Source organism: Paraburkholderia nodosa DSM 21604, from assembly GCF_000519185.1.
Lineage (GTDB): Bacteria > Pseudomonadota > Gammaproteobacteria > Burkholderiales > Burkholderiaceae > Paraburkholderia > Paraburkholderia nodosa.
This window is the reverse complement of sequence record NZ_JAFA01000007.1, coordinates 15,867-31,686: the sequence shown is the minus strand read 5'-3', so window position 1 is coordinate 31,686 and position 15,820 is coordinate 15,867. Positions and strand designations below refer to the sequence as shown.

Sequence of the window (15,820 nt, the reverse complement as noted above, 5' to 3'; positions counted from 1 at the left end):
CCCATGAGAAACCTCCTTGACCTTGTGCAGTCCGCAGCGTGCCACACACCTGACGCGCAGGCGCTCGTGTGCGGCGATGACCGCCTGTCCTATCTCGAACTGCTAAACCGCAGCCGTGCGTTCGGGTATGCCTTGTCCTCACTCGGCATCGCTCCGGCAGAACGCGTTGCGATCTTTCTGGACAAGCGAATCGAGACCGTCGTCTCGATGCTCGGTGCCTGCGCAGCAGGCTGCGTGTTCGTCCCGGTCAATCCGCTACTGAAACCCAACCAGGTGGCCCACGTGCTACGCGACAGCGGTGCGCGGTGTCTTGTGACCTCTGCCTTGCGCGCCCGCTCGCAGGCTGCAGAAGGCCTTGCGCCAGTATCCGACCTGATCGTGGTAGACGAGCCGCCGCCAGCGTTCTGCGGCACAGGAACGCTCAGGCTGCATCGCTGGCCGGATCAGGACCTCGCGCCCGGCAACGCCTCGATGCCGGCATCGTCCACGCCGGGCATTGACACCGACCTTGTTGCCGTGCTCTATACCTCCGGCTCCACAGGCCTGCCCAAGGGCGTGATGCTCAGTCACCGGAACCTGCTAGAGGGCGCCTGGAGCGTCGCGCAGTATCTGCGTCACACGCCGTCCGAGCGCATCCTTGCGCTGCTCCCACTGAGCTTCGATGCCGGCCTGAGCCAGCTCACCTCGGCCTGGTCCGCTGGCGCAACAGCCGTCCTGCTGAACTACCTCACAGCGCAGGACGCCGTTCTCGCATGCGAGCGCGAAAGCATCACGGCCATCACCGGTGTACCGCCACTGTGGATGCAACTCGCGGGCGCAACGTGGCCAGACGGGCCGCGCAATGCAGTGCGCTACTTCGCGAACACTGGCGGTCACCTCCCGTTGCCCGTGCTGCAAAAGCTCAGGGCGCTCTTCCCCCGTGCCGCGCCTTACCTGATGTACGGGCTGACCGAGGCATTCCGCTCCACCTGGCTCGATCCCGCACAGGTCGACCAGCGGCCTGACTCGATCGGCAAGGCCGTGCCCAATGCGCGGATCCTGGTGGTCCGAGCGGATGGTACGCCTTGCACGCCCGACGAACCCGGCGAGCTGGTACACGTCGGCGCGTGCGTCACACTCGGTTACTGGAACGATGCCGCACGGACTGCGCAACGCTTTCGCCCCTCGCCCGAAATGAAGCCGGGCGGTGCGCCGCGTGATATGGCGGTCTGGTCCGGCGACCTCGTGCGGCGCGACAGCGAAGGCTTTCTCTACTTCATCGCCCGCAACGACGCCCAGATCAAGAGTTCCGGCTACCGGATCAGTCCGGAGGAAATCGAGGAAACGGCTCACGCAAGCGGCCTCGTCACCGAAGCACTCGCGCTGGGCATTCCCGATGACACGCTCGGTGAAGCAGTGACGCTGCTCGTCGTCCTGGCCGGTGACTCGGATATCGATGACCTGCGCAACTGGTGTGCGCAGCGCCTGCCACGTTACATGGCTCCGCGAGAAATCATCAGTTGTCCCGAGATTCAGCGCAATCCCAACGGCAAGTTTGACCGGGTGGCGCTGCGCAACCAGGTTGCCGAGTCTGGATTTGCCTCGCTCGCGCGCCATTCGGGGGAGAAGGCATCGTGAGCCTGACTTTCATTCGACGGCCTCCTGGGTTGCAGTTCGGTGGCGTAGCTGTGAGACAGCTGGCCGATCGGGCCGGGAGCACACCTTTTTTTGCGTATGACCGCTCCGCGATCGACGCCCGCATCCAGGAAGTGCGCAACCTGCTGCCCTGCGGCATATCCCTGCACTATTCGATCAAGGCGAATCCGATGCCCGCCGTGGTTCACTACCTCGCCGCGCGGGTCGACGGTTTCGATGTCGCCTCGGCACAGGAGATGGCCCTCGCGCTCGATGCGGGCGCCAACCCGGCCGCAATCGGCTTTGCCGGGCCAGGCAAGTCTCATGACGACCTGCGGCGCGCCGTCGCCTGCGGAGTGAACGTGCACGTGGAATCGGAAACCCAGTTGCGGCTCGTCACCGCACTCGGCTGGGAGCTCGGCGTGCAGCCCAGCGTGGCCATCCGCGTCAACCCCGACTTCCAGGTCGGACACAGCGGCATGCGCATGGGCGGCGGTGCAGCGCCGTTCGGCGTCGATGTGGACCAGGTGCCCGCGCTGCTGCATGAACTCCAGGCGCGGGAAGTCGCACTCGCCGGCTTTCACATCTTCTGGGGCTCGCAGTGTCTGCATGCAGCAACGGTCATCGAGGCCCAGCGACACAGCGTTGAGCTCGTCCTGCGGCTGGCGAGCGGGTTGACCAAACCACCGCGGTTCGTGAACCTTGGCGGCGGCTTTGGTATCCCTTACTTCCCGGGCGAAACACCGCTCGATATCAAGGCAGTCTGCGAGGCGATGCACGACTGGCTGCCACAGCTGTACGAGCGTCTGCCGGGAATCACGCCCATCCTGGAACTCGGGCGTTACCTGGTCGGGGAGGCGGGCATCTACGTGTGCCGCGTGATCGACCACAAGATCTCGCGCGGCAAAACGTTCGTCATCACGGATGGCGGGCTGCACCATCACCTCGCTGCCTCCGGCAACTTCGGCCAGATCCTTCGCCGCAACTTTCCGGTCGTCATCGGAAATCGCCCCGACGGTGCAACACGCAAACGCTGCCACGTGGTGGGCTGCCTGTGCACGCCGCTCGACCGCCTGGCGGACGACATTGAACTTCCCGAAGTCCACATCGGCGATTTCGTCGTGGTGAAACAGTCGGGCGCATATGGACGCTCAGCGAGTCCGCTGCATTTCCTGAGTCACCCCGAACCCGTCGAAATACTCGTATGACGCTACGAGATACGGAGAAACATCATGCCATCGCGTGAATCCATCGCGGCGGGTCTCACACCCGCGTCGTGGGCCCTCGGCGACGATCAGTGCGGGTTACGTGCGGCCGCACGACAGTTTGCGCACGAACGCCTCGAGCCACTGTTCGGGCAACAGCCAGACCCTTCCCTGTGGAACGAAACGGTCAGGCTCGCCGCGACGCTCGACCTCGCGACCATGATCCTGCCGCGGGAGATGGGCGGCATGGAAGTCAGCCAGCACGACCTGTCACTCGTCATTGAACAGTTCGCAGCCGGTCCGCTGGAACGCGCCGCCGAGCTCACCCTAAGCAGCCCCGCTCTGATGACACTGCGCAAGTCCAATGCATTGGATCGGCTACCTCATCGGGATATCCAGCACTACCTTGACGGCACGATCTCGATCGCACTGGGTATCCCTGACGCCGATGCTTCGAGCCTCTGGGTATTGCGTCACCACCCCGTCTCGCCGGTCATGATGGTCCGTATGGACGACGAGGGGCCGCGGCTCTGCCTCGCCAGGCTCCCTGGCGGGCAGGATAGCCATGGGGTTGCGCCTGTTGCCGTACTCGGTGCGCTATCCATCGAGCGATACCCAGCCCGGCCTGCAGGTGATACCCCGATCCTGCTGGCGCCTGGGGGCGTGAGCCAGGGCGGTGATCCGGCAAGACAGTGGCTCATCGACACCGCCATCTACCTCTGCACGCTGCTTTGCGGCGCCGTGCAGCAGAGTGTGAACTTCGCCCTGGCCTACAGCGTGACCCGACAGACGTTCCGCAAGCCGATCATCGCCCATCAGCTTGTCGCGGCCCGCCTCGCCGACATGCTCGTGTCCGCGCACACCACCCATCTCTTTCTCCGGTCAGTGACAATGCAGGATACCCACGCGCAGACCGCGCTCGTGCCACAGATGGCCCGCCACGTGTGCGCTGAAGCCATGGATGTTGCGCGAGAGCTTGTCCAGCTGTGCGGCGGTCACGGCTTTGTGGAAGGTCTGCCACCTGCGGCACGGTTCATGTCGATGCACTGGTTTGCGGCGCTGTTGATGAAGGTCGAGGCCGCGCTACGCACGTTCACCGCATCCGGCTCAGGCCATTTGCCAGCAGGAGTTTCCCGGTGAGCAGCGACGTGCCGGCGCAAGTCCCCTCGCACGGACTTGAAGGCTCCGACCAGACCGGCGCACCCTTCGGTACGTGCTGGCTTCGCGAACCTGACAGCAACGATGTGGACGACGTCGCAACCTGGCTTGCCGAACCGGAGATCAACCAGTGGTTTGATTTTGGGCAGGGCCGCCAGACGCTTCCCGTGCTGGCCGTGCGGCTCATGATGCAAAGCGAACGGCACCGCCTGCGTGTGTTCGGGCCGAGCGGCCATGAAGCGGCAAGCGGCCTTGTGGCGCTCAGCGATCTGGCGCCTGCCTTTGGCACAGGCTCGTTCTGGGTACTACGTGACAGCCGGCGGGCCGCTTGTCGCGACATGACGTTTCTCGCCTCGATCGGGCTACTGCGCGAAGCGTTCGACACGGACCGGCTGCACTGCATCACGGCGTGGGCCGTGGAATGCAACGTGCGCTCGCGGCGCCTGCTCGAGCGGATCGGCTTTCACCCAATCGGGCTGCAGCGGGATTGCCACGTCGTGCAGGGTTCACGGTTTGGGCGCGTCCTCCATGATCTGCTGCCCGCCGATCTCGCCAACGCTCCCGTCCCACCTGGGGGTGATGCATGAACGTGCCAGTCATCACCGCTGTTACGGCGTGGGTGCCACAGGCGATACCGCTGGCGCAATGGACGGCGATGGACTCAGCACTGCGTGCAAGCGGGCATGCCGGCTGGGATGCCTGGGTGAGATCCTGGCATCCCGACCACGCACACTGGCTGGAGGCATCACCGGGTGAGGAAACCGCTGGTACGTGCCTTGCCAATCCCGGTCTGGCAGCACCGGACATGACCTGTATGGTACCGGTCGAAACCGGTACCGACCTTTCCGGACTCGCCTCAAAAGTGGCGAAGGCGATCGGTGCCACACGTGCGCGGGACGCACGCCCGGTCGACGTCGTGATGTTCTGCCACAGCAGTCTGGATGAACACGTTTCGACCACGATTGCCGGACGGCTGTGCGCGGAAACCGGCACACCGTGCTTTCCTTTTTCCGTCTCCCAGCAGCACGGCGTGACACCCTTCACTGCATTGCGGCTTGCGGCCGATCTGATCGTTGCTGAACCGGACGTGCACACGATACTGATCGTCGCGGCGGAAAAGTGGTGTCCACCGTTTTCCAGAATATGCGGGCCTGACATCGTGCACGGAGATGCCGCTGCTGCACTCCTCGTTGAGAGAACCCGCCACGCAACAGCGGGCTTGCAGCTACTCGACGCCGCAACCCGGCACGTTCCCGCTCGCATCAGGCATCCAGCGGCAGGCGCCGCCGATGCGCGGACATTCACCCTGCTATCGATGATCGATTGCCTCCTCGCACGACACGGCCTTCACCGCGATGAAATCGACGCGGTTGTGGGGCACCCGGCAATCTCATCGCTCTCGACGGCAGTCTGCGAGCGGCTCGGCCGGCCGGGGACCGAAGCACCCCATCAGGATTGCGTTCATCTCGGCGCAGCCGAATCATTCGTACGCCTTGCACAGGCGTTCAGGCGCGCGAACGATTGCTGCACGCACCGCATATTGCTGTGGGGCTACGGGATGGGCGGCTTTGTGGGCACGGCGCTGCTGAAGGCGCACAGCGCACCTTCCCTCCATCAGCAGGATGACATCCGGTGCGTCCCATGATCCCCGATCTCGGCATAGCGCACGTCGCCTTTCATCTTCCCGATCGCGTCGACGACGTCCGCAGCTGGGCAAAGCGGACCCGGCAGAAAACCACGACCGCGCTGGACCTGGAGCAGGCGGGGATGCGCCACTTCCGCAACGCGGATGGGCAGACCGCAATCGGGCTCGCCGCCAGTGCGATCCAGCGGCTCCTGCTCGCCTCCGGCGCCGCACCCGAGACAGTGGACGGCCTCGTCTACGTGCACACGCTTCAGGGCAGCGTTGCGCCGCCGCCGCAGTCCCTGCCCGGCCTGCTCTGTGACCGGTTCGGTTTCGCCAACGCCGACGCCTTCTCGTTCGCGCAGCAGCATTGTGCATCCTCCCTTGGCGCACTGCGTATCATCCGCGCGATGTTCATCGCCCGCCCGTCTATGGAGCGGGTGCTGCTTGTCGGCGCCGATGCGATGCCGATCGAGTCGGAAAGGTTAATGCAGGGCGAGGGGATTCTCGGTGATGGTGCCTTTGCTGCATTCATCGAGCGCGGCGGTGTGGCGAACCGCCTGCTTGCGATCGCGACACACGCCAGCGGCCTGGGATGGCCAGGCGTGCTGGCAAACAACGATCCTCGTCTGGCCGCGCAGTCCTTCCTTACGGCACGCAACCTGATCCGTCATGCGCTCCAGCAGGCGCACTTGTTACTGGACGATATCCAGCTTGTCCTGCCCCACCATCTGGACCTGCCTGCGTGGTATCGCCTGCTCGATTCGCTTCGGATCCCGCGGAACCGCTTGTTCGCGCAGAATTTCGGCCGGATCGGCCACGTCACCGTCAGCGATGCGTTCATCAATCTCGCGCAGTGCGATGGACTGGTTCCCGGCAGGCCGCTCCTGCTCTTTGCACGAGGCGTCGGCGGGTTTTCCGCAGCGGCACTGCTGTGCCCCTGAGGTGACGGTGAGTCTGACTGCGAGGGCGACAGCGGGCTTTGCACGTAGCCGCGGCCCCAACGCAGCGTGGCAGGGTTCCCTGGAACCAACGCGCCGTTCACGATCGGCGTCACTACCCGTGGAATTTTTAGCTGGCCGACTATACTATGTACGAAACGGTTAACGGTAACATCTGCGGATGCCACCCGGTTAGCCGCGCCGGATGCCGCATCCCGGCTATCGTATGCGGACCTCTGACTGGCCCCTCCCTCCCGGAAACGCGCGTCGTATGAACCGCGCTGTCGTTGTGCCGCGGTTTCGTTCTCATGTCGCGCCTGGTGTTCCGGACTCCGTGGGGCGGCGCCGAGGTAGCAAACATGAAACGTCTCTCCCGACGCCGTTCGAACGGGGTCGCACGTCATCCCGTCGCAACGCCTGATCGCGTTCAGGCTGCCACGCCTGCACCGTTGATGTGTCTGGCATATGCCGCCGACATACCCACCCTCGTCGATTCTTTCGGCAACGCGGTCGATACGCTCGGATTCCCCTATTACGTCATCAGCCGCGTTGCCCGAAGCCGTTCAGCCTGTCACCAGCGAACCGCACTCGAGATGGTGCACGCCCACTACCCCGACGAATGGGTCCGTCACTACCAGCGCCGCGACTACGCGTCCACAGATCCCGTTCACCGGGCCGCCTTTACCCATTCGGCCCCCTACCGGTGGCATGACATCATCGGCTTGAGCAAGGCCGAGCGCCGTGTGCTCGACGAAGCACGGGAGGCCGGACTGGCCGGCGGACTCAGCATTCCCGTTCACCAGCCCGGCGGCAGCATTCTGCTGTTCAACCTCTCGGGCCCTCTGCATTGCGTGAACGACGTGGCTAACTCGCGGCTGGCGTACCTTGCCAGCACGCAGTTTCACTTCGAACTGCATCGACTCACGCACAAACCATCAATAAAGGCATCGCACTTCCTGACACCGCGTCAGCGTGAATGCCTGACGTGGGTTGCACGCGGAAAAACGTCGGCTGAAATCGCCACTATTCTTGGCATCTCTCACTACACCGTGAACTACCACCTCGAAGAAGCGATGAAAGCCCTCAACTGCTACGGCAGGACGGCCGCCGCCGTCAATGCCACCGTGCAGGGGCTCGTCGAACCCTGAGCTGTGCCTTCACCCGGCACAACCACACTGACGACTTATCGCCGCGTACACGCGGCGAGGGCCACTGCACTTGCCTGCCCGCGTGCCGGCCACTACACCCTCCCAAAGTTCCGGGTTTGCGGACCGCCGAGGCGCTGATAGCTTCGCGTCAACGCTCAACGGCCAAAGCCCAACGCCAGGAGGAAACCATGCCATATATCGTTGCGGGCAGACTCGACGACCTGCCACCCCATATCCGTCGCCGCCTCGGAACCTTCCGCCACCGTGTCTTCGTGCAGCGCCTGCACTGGGAAATACCTGGCGTGGCCCACGACGCCACGAGCGAGTGGGACAATTTTGATGGAAACCCTACGCTCCATCTGGTCGCATTCTCGCCAGACGGCGAGGTCTGTGGATGCGCCCGACTGATGCCCACCACAGGACCTTACCTGCTCCGTGACGTCTTCCCGGAACTTGCCCCCCCGGGCGATACCCTGCCATCATCAACCTCAATATGGGAGATGTCGCGCTTTGCGGGATCCGGGCTGCCGGACCACCGCACCGGCTCGACCTCAGGCATGTCGTTGTTTCCCTTCGTCATCTCGCTCGCCCTCTCGTGCGGCGCGACACGCGTGATCGGCGTGGTCTCGCGCTCCGTGGCGCGCCTGTACCGCCGCTTCGGCCTCGAGCTGCACGATATCGGCACAGACGCGTCACGAGGCCATGCCGACATCGTTGCGTGTGCAATTGATCTGGATTCTGCTACCTTTCAGAAACTCCAGTGCGATCCTGACACGCTGCAGAACTCAATCATCCGCTTCGGACAGTTCCCACTCCCCGTGGCCGGCGTCCCGGGTCACCCAGATGCGCCTGAAACAGCGCGAGTGCGCCCTGCACACGTCACGAGCGAAGCGCCCATCGCAGTTTGCGATAACGGTGCAGGGCGCACGCAAGGCTTAATCCAGATGACGGCATCCTTATATCAGCGCGCCGCTGCTGGCCGACAGTGATGCCGGTTGTCGGCCTCCTTCATCCAGTCCGGCCGGATCGCCGACGCATATGCCTGGGCACTGCGTGAAGCCTCTCCATTCGGTTGTGAGCGCAGGCCCAGCCGCTCATCGATCGCGTGCGCGACGGTCGCTGACTTCGGAGGATGATCGTGATCACAGTCTGCCCAGAACACGCACATCGCATCGAACAGCACTGACAGTATTGACGTCACATAGGGCAGTCGCACTGCGATGCCATGGTCCGACTGCCCGCTACCGGACTCGCCAGACGGCATCAGGAACGCTTCAGCCGGCATCATGATCCGCAGGCAATCCAGTTCGTGCTGCAGGCGGTCCTCAACCCGGTAGTGCACGGTCGCCGAATGCGCAAGTGCCTTGCGTAGCTCGCCGAGCTGCCGGTCCTTGATCTCCATACATCGGGTCAGCCGGCGCACTTCGGTTTCGGCACGCTGTAATCGCGGGTCTGGAGCAGCCAGGTGAGATGGCGCCAGGGGAGCGCCCTTCCCGCCGCCCGCCGTCGATGGATCGAGTTCTTTCATCATGTTCCCTGCCCCAATGTGCGCGCGGCTATCGATCCGGCTCCGTGTCTTCCCGCGATACCGCGCGACGCGCCAGGCACCGGGAGATTCCCCCCGCAGTTCACTCGTGACGGCTCGCCGCGGCGACAGGTTTCGGAATCGGATCATGTCTTCTTTTTCGTTTTTCCCGGACAAACTATCAACTGCCAAATGACATAGGGTCCCTCATATCGCCCCAGGATCACTTCACGCGTGATGGAGATCTCCACAACCACGTTGCTCCTGGCTCCACGACGTCCGTCCCAGCAGCGGACACAAGTGTGACTTACATGACTTGCTACGCCTGGCTCAGGGTCATTGGCATATGTGCTGGCTTTCATTCTGACTATTTACAGGTCTCATGCTTCCGGGAACTCCGAAGTCGGCACTGTTTCGACATTTAAATTACATAGGAATACGATTTATATCTCGTAAAATGCGATCATTATATTTATGTATACATGAAGGATGAACGGTGAGACGCATCCACGACCTTCCACTGTGGTTCTTTTACCCTGAACGGGCACCATGTCGTTGCGCCGCTTCCACGCTGCGCACCTCCGATCGACTTTCCCTATTGGCGTCAGTGCCCGATGGGTGGTGATTCGTATGTTGACTGCCAATCCTTAGGCAGCCGCGTGACCCCTCGCTATACCGTTCAATATGCGTCGAGTTTCATGATCGTCTCGCGGACATCGAAGACTACATGGCATTCCATGGCCGCTCGGAGGCTTCGATAGCGCGATATACGGCCGCTGTGTACGACACTCCATGCATCGATCTATGCGCGTTCGACGGCAAAACGGGGTTCTGCACAGGCTGCTATCGAACGCGGGCAGAAGCCCGCGAGTGGAGAAAGATGACCGATCACTGGCGCCATCTGATCCTCAATGAAAGGCCTCGACGACAGGTAAAGCTGGGACGTGGAACGTCGCAGGCGCCGAAGCACGACTGAACGGGCGCATTACCCGATCGGTAAAGCGCCTCGAAGGCCGGTGAAGCCGGCGAGGCGTCGTCAGGTCGACAAGACAAAATCTTTGGTCTGCTGGCCCCCGGCTGATATCTGGTTTCCTGGTTATTGCCCGGTCTGCTGGCTCCGGTATTCCTGCTGTTTCATCTGCATATACTGCTGCCGATCGATTTCGTGCAGCTGTCGCGGATATTCTTCGCTGGCGCTGAACCAGTTACTCAGGCGTTGCTCGAGCCGCGTGTCAGGGTTTCCCGGCGGTTCGCCGAGCCAGGCATCGATGGCCAGGTAGTAGCGCATGGTGTTGCGCTCCACGAGACCGCGCATACCATCGACGTATTCCGGCTGGACCGCAGACGGATCGGCAATATTGGTGAAGCCGACCTTGCCGCTACCGAAAGTGGACAGATAACCTTTCATGGCAAGACGCCCTATCGTGCCGTAACTGTATGCGTAGGTCAGATGCAGGAATGTACGCTCACTATCGAGCGATACCGCTTCGAGGGCGATCTGATAATCCCGAGTGTTAAGCGGGCCACTGTCTGCGTGGAGCTTTACGTGAAGGTATCCCGGACCGGAGATCGGCGCGTCATACGCGAAACGCAGGCGATAGGTAGATCCAGGTTCTTCTGCGGCTTCCTTCTGGCTGATGTTCACGGACAGGGCATTGCCGTTGTCACTCGCGGATACATGGCAATACTTGACGTTGGGATGCAAAAGCAATACATCGCACCAGTTAGTCGCGCCTTTTGACGGGTCACCGAGAGCGGCACTCACGATTGCGAACGGGTAGTCCATTACAGCGTAGATTTCGCCCGTAACCGTGGATGGCGATTCCCGGGAATCGAGATACAACCGCCGATGAAACGAGTTGTGGTCAAGCAGCAGCTGCATGCTCTGGTATGTGGCCCGCAGGCGGGCGGCATCGTCAGATGCCTGGGCTGACAGCTTCGGACACAGCAGGCAGGATGCCGCCAGAAAGGTCAACGTGCACAGCGTCCGGTGGACACGGATGTTTGCTGTGCGAGAGCGATGATTTCCGCGATGTCGGTCACAAGGAGCCCGGCACCGGACATCGGCATTGCGTGACGCGCCAGGTTTTACATCCTGCATCGAGTTGCTCCATTGCGACACGCGATCGCCGCCGACCAGTGGGTCTCCTTGACCGCGGTGCCAATTGTTGAAACCGTCACATCAGAGCACATGTGGAAATCCGGAAATGATCAACGACGGAGTCTCGCAACCCGCGATGAGCGATGCGCGCCTGCGTTTTCGGGCTCTCACGTCACAAATGTATTGCCTCCCCATCTGCTTCGTCACACCGTCGCCGGAACAGGGTGTTCCCTCGCCGGGGTCCACGTCGGTAGCGCATATGCTGGACCCGAAAAAAAGCATGCGACAAGTGTTTGACCACTGTCACTGGATCAGTCGGTCTACCGACCGTCTTCGTATGCTCAGCCCGCCGAACAGGTGGCGATCACCGACTGGCTGTTCCAGATTGAGAGTGATCTTTATTCCTGTTGCAAACCGGCGTAACGCGCCCCCGGGCGTGCCGCGTCCTTAAGCCTGCGCTAACCGTGTCCCCCTTACGAACGCGGAATTGCAATTCCAGGCCAGATTAGCGCCCAGCGCCCATGTCCAGGTTTTTTGGTCTACCCATCGCGCCAGCTTGCGCCGTGCTTGCCTTGGGTGCGGATCGCGACTAGATTCGTTTCCTGCATTTTTACGCAGCACGCAGGCAGATCGGCGCGCAATGTAGCTGGCACGTTCAACTGAACGCTGCCGACTGGAAACAAGTGTAATCATCTGTTAGCAGCACAACGGCATAGCGGTTTTCCGGGCAGAAATCCGCCCGCGCTTTGGTAGCATCCGGCCTTTCGTCCACTGGCCAGCTACCGTGAATCACCCTATGTCGCTTTTTCGTGAACTCCGCGCGCGCTGGGTAAAACACGGTCGGGCACTTGCTGCCAGCGCAGGCGCAATGACCGCGCGCCATGTCGCTGCCACGTGGCACGGCATTCGCCATCCGACGCGTCGCGGCGTTGCGCTGACGATTGCCGCGGTGCCTGCACTATCGCTCGCATATACGCTGGCCCTCATTCCATTCACACCCCGCCTTGGTGACATCCGCAAGGCCCGCGTCGACCGTCCCGCGCTGATCTTCTCCGCCGACGGCGGCGTGCTTGCGGAATTCAAGCCGGTCAATCGCGAGTGGGTGACGCTCAGCCACATTTCACCGCATGTGGTGGACGCCCTGATCGCGACCGAGGACCGCCGCTTCTATCAGCATCACGGCATTGACCTGAGGCGCATTCCGTCGGCGGCATTGCACACATTTACCGGGGCTCGACAGGGTGGCTCCACCATCACGCAGCAGCTCGCGCGCAACCTGTATCCCGATGAAATTGGTCGCGCACCGACGTTGACACGCAAACTCAAGGAAGCGATCACGGCGCTCAAGATTGAATCCGTCTACAGCAAGGACCAGATTCTCGAAACGTATCTCAACACCGTGCCGTTCCTGTACAACGCCTACGGCGTCGAGATGGCGGCGCGCACCTACTTCGGAAAGCCCGCTGCGGGGCTTGACGTCCTTGAAAGCGCAACGCTCGTTGGCATGCTGAAGGCCAATAGTGCCTACAACCCCGTGCTCAATCCCGAGCGCGCGCGGGAACGCCGCAATACCGTCCTCGCGCAGATGCTGAAATACGGCAAGCTCAGTCCTCCTGAGTATGCCTGGCTGAAGCAGCAACCGCTCAACGTCGATTTCGAACCGCAGACTGAACCCGTTGGCCCGGCTCCGCATTTTGCGGTACAGCTGCGCCGATGGTTGATCGCGTGGGCTGATCGCAACGGCTACAACATCTATTCGGACGGGCTCGTGGTGCACACGACCATCGATTCCCGGCTTCAGGCGGCGGCGACGCAGGCCGTTGCCTGGCAGACCAGCCAGCTGCAGTGGGTCGCCAACGGCACCTGGAACGAGCGTACTGGCTGCTGGCCGGGTAACGAGCTGTTCCAGTCGTTCATCAGGCAAACGGCTGAGTACCGGTCCGCACGGGACACCGGCCTTTCCGATCCGGCCGCGGTCAGGAAGCTTGCGCAGGATGAAGCGTTTGTGGGTGCGCTCTGCCGCAGCAAGACGCAGATTCAGGCCGGATTCGTCGCCATCGATCCACGCAATGGAGATATCAAGGCGTGGGTCGGTAGCCGCGACTATCGCGATGAGCCATTCGATCACGTGCAGCAGGCACGACGGCAACCCGGCTCCACCTTCAAGGCTTTTGTGTACGGTGCGGCGTTTGCGGACGGTGCGCAACCGGGCGACACGATCGTCGACCGCAACGTTGCCATTGCATTGAAGGGCAATGCGGTGTGGCGGCCGACCGACCCCGAGCCCCCTACCGGCCGGCCGATGACACTGCGTAATGCGCTTGCCTTTTCACGCAATCGCGTGACTGCCCAGCTCATGGAGCGGGAGGGACCGGCGAAGGTTGCGGCGCTCGCGCGTGAGATGGGCGTGCGCGAGAGCCCCCTTGATGCCGTGCCGTCGCTTGCTCTTGGTACGAGCCCGGTCACGCTCAAGGAGATGGTCTCGGCGTATTGCACGATCGCGAACCGGGGAGCCTATGTCGAACCACGCATGGTGACACGCATCGAAGATCGCAACGGCAACGTGCTCGCCGAGTTCCCTGCCGCGCGGCCAACGCAGGCGCTACCACCCGCCGCGGCGCTCAAGCTGGTCGACGTGATGCGTGACGTCGTCAATCGGGGCACTGGTTCCGACATCAGGACGCGTTTCGGCATTCACGCCGACGTGGCGGGTAAGACCGGCACGACGCAGGACAACACGGATAGCTGGTTCATCCTGATCCATCCGCAGCTGGTCGCCGGTGCGTGGGTAGGCTTCGACGACGCACGCGTGACATTGCGCAACGACTACTGGGGCGAAGGGGCGCATGGCGCGTTGCCGATGGTCGGTGCCTTCTATGACATGGCACTGCGCGCGCAGGTCGTTGACGCCCACGCACAGCTTGCGCCCGCGAGCAATCCGTCGCGCGCCGGCCATGGGCGCACGCATCACCACTTCCTTTTCTGGAGATTCTGACGCTGCCGTGCTCCCGACGGTTCCCGGCTTCGCGAGGGCGATCCGCCACAGACTGGTCTCCTGTGGCACTGCTGTTCGCGCCGTTGATCGCCCCCGGACGGATCATGGCAGCCTGCTTTCAGTCCATCCTGAAGCAGGCTCGCCTCATGGCCAGATCCGGGTGCCCAGCAGCACAGCAACAAGAAGGCCGAGCGAAGCGCACAGCAACAGCATGCCCAGAAACAACCACCGGTTCGGGGTCATGATCGGCACGTTTTTTATCGCTCCCGTGGCATGCGAGTGAAGCAATTCATGCGCAACACAATAAGTTGCTGTGCACTTCTCAGGATGAACGTCGCAAATGGCTGCATCAGGGGAAGGCGTGAGCAGGGACGCGCCGATAATACATCGCATCGCTTGAATGACTCGAACTCGACGATGGTATGGGCGGGTGCCTTAAGGCTGCCTTATGCGTCGCGGTCCGTAGTTCCGCAGGGCTGGTGACAGGGCGTCAGCGTTCAGAATCGCAGGGATTCTGCGAAAATGATGCTTCAACCGAGCGGAATCTTTGCGCGAACCAGGGCAATCAGGCGCAACATCCTGTCGGCTGCCGGTGCTTGGTACCTGGCCAATTCCGCCTCATGCACGCGTCCATATCTTGAGGACTGTTTCATGAAAAAAACCGCGCTCGTACATCTGACGCTCACCGCCGCTGCATTCAGCCTCGCCAGCGCCGTGCACGCAACCGATGTCAACGTCGGTATCAATGTAGGTGCCCCTGTCGTGGTTGCGCCAGCCCCACCTCCCGCCGGGGTCGTCACACCCGGATGGCACGGCGACCGCTATTGGGATGGTCACCGCTACTGGGAACGCGACGACTGGGAAAAACATCACCATCACGACAAGGGTTGGCATTGCCCCGCAGGACACGCCAAGAAAGGCGAGTGCTAGTCGGCTATGCGTGTGCCGCGCCCGGCACAACGAAGCCTCGCGCGTGCGATGCTGCACATCCAGTACAAAAGCAACTGGACGCCTGCAACGCACGCGACATCGATGCGTTTATGGAGTGATGGTCCGACGACTGCGAATATTGCAAATTTCCCCGCGCGACTGCTCGCCAGCGGAGCCGCGCAATGACGCGAGCGTCACGCTACTCGATTCAAAGAACCTGATCTGTTCGGCAAGCTGGACAGACGCAGTGATGGTCGATAACCTGGTAGTCGATCAGGAGGAAGTTACGCGCACGTTTGCCGATCGCATTGGCGAAATCGACGTGCTTGCGATCTCAAACAGGAAATGGAAAGATCGCGAAGGCATGGTTCAAGATTGGCTCCCCGAGACTTACCCCGAATGCCGCCAGGAACCGGTCTGAATGTGCGATATCAGACGCCTCGAGCGCCCCTACAGGTTCAGTTTATGCCTGTTGCATACGTCATGCGCTCGAGACGCGTGAGACGCAGTGCGGGCCAGGTTCGGACTTTCGGTTTCGACAGGCAATCTGGCTTCAATCGATCCAGCGCCGGTACTACG

Annotated in this window: 14 protein-coding genes; 12 read left to right on the top strand and 2 right to left on the bottom strand. The window is 62.2% G+C overall.

The window, feature by feature from the left end:
- The first annotated feature begins 3 nt into the window (after positions 1-3).
- The 8 genes from A3CW_RS0111755 to A3CW_RS45985 all read left to right on the top strand — a co-directional run bounded on the left by A3CW_RS0111755 (position 4) and on the right by A3CW_RS45985 (position 8,679).
- Positions 4-1,617 carry an acyl-CoA ligase (AMP-forming), exosortase A system-associated gene (locus A3CW_RS0111755; protein WP_028203751.1) on the top strand — a complete coding sequence of 538 codons (1,614 nt, stop codon included), beginning with the start codon at positions 4-6 and terminating at the stop codon, positions 1,615-1,617.
- The gene (locus tag A3CW_RS0111750) at positions 1,614-2,822 is read left to right on the top strand and encodes a pyridoxal-dependent decarboxylase, exosortase A system-associated (RefSeq protein WP_028203750.1); all 1,209 of its coding nucleotides are present in this window, start codon (positions 1,614-1,616) and stop codon (positions 2,820-2,822) included. The genes A3CW_RS0111755 and A3CW_RS0111750 overlap by 4 nt, the downstream gene beginning before the upstream one ends.
- A gap of 24 nt (positions 2,823-2,846) precedes the next feature.
- A complete protein-coding gene (locus tag A3CW_RS0111745) occupies positions 2,847-3,959 on the top strand; it encodes an acyl-CoA dehydrogenase family protein (protein WP_028203749.1) in 1,113 nt (370 codons plus the stop codon).
- Complete coding sequence (locus A3CW_RS45990) at positions 3,956-4,564, top strand: GNAT family N-acetyltransferase (RefSeq protein WP_035512841.1); 609 nt, start codon at positions 3,956-3,958, stop codon at positions 4,562-4,564. Before A3CW_RS0111745 ends, A3CW_RS45990 begins: the two co-directional genes overlap by 4 nt.
- Positions 4,561-5,622 (top strand): 3-oxoacyl-[acyl-carrier-protein] synthase III C-terminal domain-containing protein, encoded by a 1,062-nt coding sequence (locus A3CW_RS0111735; RefSeq protein WP_028203748.1) that lies wholly within the window; start codon positions 4,561-4,563, stop codon positions 5,620-5,622. The genes A3CW_RS45990 and A3CW_RS0111735 overlap by 4 nt, the downstream gene beginning before the upstream one ends.
- Positions 5,619-6,545, top strand: coding sequence for a 3-oxoacyl-[acyl-carrier-protein] synthase III C-terminal domain-containing protein (locus A3CW_RS0111730; protein WP_028203747.1), 927 nt, complete (start codon positions 5,619-5,621; stop codon positions 6,543-6,545). Before A3CW_RS0111735 ends, A3CW_RS0111730 begins: the two co-directional genes overlap by 4 nt.
- Before the next feature lie 356 nt (positions 6,546-6,901).
- Complete coding sequence (locus A3CW_RS0111725) at positions 6,902-7,690, top strand: autoinducer binding domain-containing protein (protein ID WP_051481441.1); 789 nt, start codon at positions 6,902-6,904, stop codon at positions 7,688-7,690.
- A 188-nt stretch (positions 7,691-7,878) separates the two neighbouring features.
- Positions 7,879-8,679 (top strand): acyl-homoserine-lactone synthase, encoded by an 801-nt coding sequence (locus tag A3CW_RS45985; RefSeq protein WP_051481403.1) that lies wholly within the window; start codon positions 7,879-7,881, stop codon positions 8,677-8,679.
- On the opposite strand, the gene A3CW_RS0111715 is transcribed toward A3CW_RS45985, so the two are convergent.
- Positions 8,652-9,218, bottom strand: coding sequence for a hypothetical protein (locus tag A3CW_RS0111715; RefSeq protein WP_028203745.1), 567 nt, complete (start codon positions 9,216-9,218; stop codon positions 8,652-8,654). The genes A3CW_RS45985 and A3CW_RS0111715 overlap by 28 nt on opposite strands.
- Before the next feature lie 724 nt (positions 9,219-9,942).
- On the opposite strand from A3CW_RS0111715, the gene A3CW_RS50885 reads away from it, so the two are divergent.
- Positions 9,943-10,191: a DUF1289 domain-containing protein gene (locus A3CW_RS50885; protein ID WP_081771621.1), complete on the top strand. Its 249-nt coding sequence runs from the start codon at positions 9,943-9,945 to the stop codon at positions 10,189-10,191.
- A 120-nt stretch (positions 10,192-10,311) separates the two neighbouring features.
- On the opposite strand, the gene A3CW_RS0111710 is transcribed toward A3CW_RS50885, so the two are convergent.
- Positions 10,312-11,190: a hypothetical protein gene (locus tag A3CW_RS0111710; RefSeq protein ID WP_154677913.1), complete on the bottom strand. Its 879-nt coding sequence runs from the start codon at positions 11,188-11,190 to the stop codon at positions 10,312-10,314.
- Positions 11,191-12,184: 994 nt separating this feature from the next.
- Between A3CW_RS0111710 and A3CW_RS0111705 the strand changes: the two genes are divergently transcribed.
- The 3 genes from A3CW_RS0111705 (at position 12,185) to A3CW_RS0111695 (ending at position 15,662) form a co-directional block, all read left to right on the top strand.
- Positions 12,185-14,311 (top strand): penicillin-binding protein 1A, encoded by a 2,127-nt coding sequence (locus A3CW_RS0111705; RefSeq protein ID WP_245623612.1) that lies wholly within the window; start codon positions 12,185-12,187, stop codon positions 14,309-14,311.
- 651 nt (positions 14,312-14,962) lie between these two features.
- Positions 14,963-15,241, top strand: coding sequence for a hypothetical protein (locus tag A3CW_RS50880; protein WP_081771620.1), 279 nt, complete (start codon positions 14,963-14,965; stop codon positions 15,239-15,241).
- 139 nt (positions 15,242-15,380) lie between these two features.
- A complete protein-coding gene (locus tag A3CW_RS0111695; protein WP_028203741.1) occupies positions 15,381-15,662 on the top strand; it encodes a hypothetical protein in 282 nt (93 codons plus the stop codon).
- The last annotated feature ends 158 nt before the right edge of the window (positions 15,663-15,820 follow it).

Excerpts from the sequence above, each read along its gene's own strand:
- A3CW_RS0111755 (WP_028203751.1), top strand. The coding sequence starts at position 4 with ATGAGAAACCTCCTTGACCTTGTGCAGTCCGCAGCGTGCCACACACCT.
- A3CW_RS0111745 (WP_028203749.1), top strand. The coding sequence starts at position 2,847 with ATGCCATCGCGTGAATCCATCGCGGCGGGTCTCACACCCGCGTCGTGG.
- A3CW_RS0111735 (WP_028203748.1), top strand. The coding sequence starts at position 4,561 with ATGAACGTGCCAGTCATCACCGCTGTTACGGCGTGGGTGCCACAGGCG.
- A3CW_RS0111730 (WP_028203747.1), top strand. The coding sequence starts at position 5,619 with ATGATCCCCGATCTCGGCATAGCGCACGTCGCCTTTCATCTTCCCGAT.
- A3CW_RS0111725 (WP_051481441.1), top strand. The coding sequence starts at position 6,902 with ATGAAACGTCTCTCCCGACGCCGTTCGAACGGGGTCGCACGTCATCCC.
- A3CW_RS45985 (WP_051481403.1), top strand. The coding sequence starts at position 7,879 with ATGCCATATATCGTTGCGGGCAGACTCGACGACCTGCCACCCCATATC.
- A3CW_RS0111715 (WP_028203745.1), bottom strand. The coding sequence starts at position 9,218 with ATGAAAGAACTCGATCCATCGACGGCGGGCGGCGGGAAGGGCGCTCCC.
- A3CW_RS50885 (WP_081771621.1), top strand. The coding sequence starts at position 9,943 with ATGGCATTCCATGGCCGCTCGGAGGCTTCGATAGCGCGATATACGGCC.
- A3CW_RS0111705 (WP_245623612.1), top strand. The coding sequence starts at position 12,185 with ATGACCGCGCGCCATGTCGCTGCCACGTGGCACGGCATTCGCCATCCG.
- A3CW_RS50880 (WP_081771620.1), top strand. The coding sequence starts at position 14,963 with ATGAAAAAAACCGCGCTCGTACATCTGACGCTCACCGCCGCTGCATTC.